The 2586-nt window shown below is 47.0% G+C and carries 2 protein-coding genes; both read left to right on the top strand.

From position 1 onward, the window contains the following. Positions 1 to 175: 175 nt before the first annotated feature. Positions 176 to 1723, top strand: a complete 1548-nt coding sequence (gene istA / locus ABE547_RS14600) for an IS21 family transposase (protein WP_347379408.1) — start codon at positions 176 to 178, stop codon at positions 1721 to 1723. Then, complete coding sequence (istB, locus tag ABE547_RS14595; RefSeq protein WP_347379407.1) at positions 1720 to 2496, top strand: IS21-like element helper ATPase IstB; 777 nt, start codon at positions 1720 to 1722, stop codon at positions 2494 to 2496. The genes istA and istB overlap by 4 nt, the downstream gene beginning before the upstream one ends. Positions 2497 to 2586: the final 90 nt, after the last annotated feature.

Here is a 2586-nt window from a genome sequence, read left to right as displayed (position 1 = left end):
TGAATATTCCGGCTCTCTTTGAGCCACCAGTCCGGGATTTGAGAGCCACCATTCCGGTGGAACAGAGCCGCTGATTCCGGAGTTTGGGAACCACTTTCGACTCCAGTTACATATGTTCCTTTATACTGTAATTACGCACCATCAGGTGTGAATACAGATAAAGGAGGTCACGATTATGACCAAGTATCGTGAAATCCTCAGACTTAAAAGTCTGGGATTCAGCGAAAGAAACATTGCGCAGAGCGCAGGTGTTTCCAGAAACACTGTCAGCAAAGTCCTTAAACGTGCAGATGAGCTAAATCTCACCTGGCCACTTGACTTTGGAATGACAGACAACGCTCTCGGGGAAATCATGTTTCCGAAAGAGAAAACGGCTACCAATAAACGCATGCCGGACTTTGACTATATCCGTAAAGAACTGATGCGGAACGGAGTCAACAAAAAACTCCTCTGGTATGAGTACATGGAGGAATGTCGTCAGGCTGGCGATGACGGACTCCAGTATTCCCAGTTCTGCTGGCATATCCAGCAGGATGAACAGAAACGGCGCGCAACCATGCATATCCCCAGAAAACCAGGGGAACAGATCGAGGTCGATTGGGCCGGGGATCCGGCGCACATCATCGATCCTGATACAGGTGAGATCACTGATGCATGGCTCTTCGTCGGCGTGCTGACATACAGCCAGTATGTATTTGTCAAAGCATTTATCAATGAACGCACCAATAACTGGATCAAAGCACATGCAGACATGTATGCCTACTTTGGAGGAGTAACTCCTGTGCTTGTTCCTGATAACTGTACAACAGCTGTCAATCACAAAGAGAGCACATGGTATACTCCGGCTCTTAACAAAACTTATTATGAAATGGCTGAGCATTATAATGTTGCCATTCTTCCGGCAAGAGTCCGGAAGCCCAAGGACAAACCGAATGCTGAAGGGTCTGTTGGAGTAATCTCCACATGGATCACTGCCGCATTGAGAAACGAGCAGTTCTTTTCACTGGCTGAACTGAATGATGCAATCCGGCAAAAGCTTGATGAACACAATGCGAGAAAGTTCCAGAAAAAAGAATGCAGCAGGCTCAGTTTATTTCTTGGGGAAGAAAAGCCATTACTGGCGCCGTTGCCTGCTACACCTTTTGAAATCGCAGAGTGGAAACTTGCCACCGTGCAGTTTAATTACCACATCTCGGTGGATAAGATGTATTACTCTGTACCTTATCAGTATATCAAAAATAAGGTGGATGTGCGTGTAACAAGCACGACCATTGAAGTTTTCTATAATCATGAACGAATCGCTTCCCACCGGAGGATTTACGGCCGTCCCGGACAGTACTCTACTGTTACGGAACACATGCCGGATGACCATCAGAAATATCTGGAATGGAATGGTGACCGTTTCCGCAAATGGGCCGATTCGATTGGTATAAATACAAGCAAAGCAGTTGATGCGATCCTTACCTCGGGCAGGGTTGAACAGCAGTCATACAGAAGCTGTATGGGACTGCTGAAACTGGCAGACAAGTATTCGCCGGCACAGTTGGAAAAGGCCTGTGAAAAGGCTTTATCCTACACGGGAAAACCCAGCTACAAAAGTATCAAAAATCTTCTGATCGTCATGAAGGGATCTCCGGATGACGTACAACCAGAAGAGCCGGGAAACGAAGCACCACGCGGAATCACAAGAGGCGCCAGATACTATGGAGGTAATCGATCATGACAAACGAAGCAACCATCAACAAACTCATTGAAATGCACATGACTCCTATGGCAGACGCATTTCGAAATCAACTGAATGACACCACCATGAAAGAAGTTCCCTTTGAGGATCGCTTTGGCATGATGGTCGACATTGAATATACAACCCGCAAGAGCAATCGTCTGAAGAAACTGATCAAGGATGCAGGTATGGAACAGCCTGATGCGAGCATTGCCGGAATCGACTATCAGTCAGGCAGAAAGCTGAACAAGTCCCTGATCACCAGACTTGCCCGCGGTGAATACATCACGGAGTACAGGAACATCTTCATCACCGGTGCAACCGGTAGTGGAAAGACCTACATGGCCTGTGCATTTGGCATGGAAGCATGCAAGCAGTATTACACTGTCAGATATGTCCGCCTTCCGGATATGCTCCTTGAACTCCAGGCAGCCAGAGAAGAGGGAAATTTTCCTTCAATACTGAAGAAATACACCAAACCTACACTGCTTATCATTGATGAATGGCTCCTTATGAAGCTTTCTGAATCTGAGGCTCGGAATCTCTTTGAATTGATTCATAAACGCCGGAAGAGGTCGTCCACGATCTTCTGCTCACAGTTCGAAGAAAAGGATTGGTACAGCCAGATCTGCAATGGTGAAAATACTCTTGCAGATGCCATCATGGACCGAATCTCCTATGATTCTTACAAGATCAATATCGAGTACATCGATAAGACCAAGGACAGATCCATGAGAGAGGTTTATGGCCTGGATCCGTCTCAGGCACAGTAACTATAAACACTAAACAAATGTGGCTCCGTTAGTCCGGACAGGTGGCTCTCGCCACGCCGGACTGGCGGCTCCGCCGCAACGGAATATCCA

This window comes from Dorea sp. YH-dor226, assembly GCF_039832105.1.
GTDB lineage: Bacteria > Bacillota > Clostridia > Lachnospirales > Lachnospiraceae > Dorea_A.
Note: the sequence above shows the minus strand (reverse complement) of the source record. Positions and strands in the feature narration are given on the sequence as shown.